1 pseudogene is annotated in these 307 nt (G+C 59.9%); it reads right to left on the bottom strand.

The features are described from left to right. A pseudogene (rimO, locus tag ACNQ0T_RS23680) lies at positions 1 to 307 on the bottom strand (30S ribosomal protein S12 methylthiotransferase RimO); the annotation flags it as partial.

Here is a 307-nt window from a genome sequence, read left to right as displayed (position 1 = left end):
GCAAATTTCACGCCACTGCTTAATGCGCGCCAGCTGACGGTCCGCAGAACCTGGACGCTTCATCAGCTTCAGAATACGCGGGCTGGCGTGCTGCAGCGGAATATCGAGGTACGGCAGAATCTTGCCTTCCGCCATCAGCGGGATCACATCGTCAACGTGCGGGTACGGATAGACATAGTGCAGGCGCACCCAGATGCCGAGCTTCGCCAGCTCTTCGCACAGACTGACCATGCTGGTCTTCACCGGCATACCGTTGTGGAAGCCGGTGCGGTGCTTGACGTCGACGCCGTAGGCAGAGGTGTCCTGC

The organism is Enterobacter cloacae complex sp.6700776 (assembly GCF_048284255.1).
GTDB classification, from domain to species: Bacteria; Pseudomonadota; Gammaproteobacteria; order Enterobacterales; family Enterobacteriaceae; genus Enterobacter; species Enterobacter intestinihominis.
This window is presented reverse-complemented; position numbering and strand designations above follow the sequence as displayed.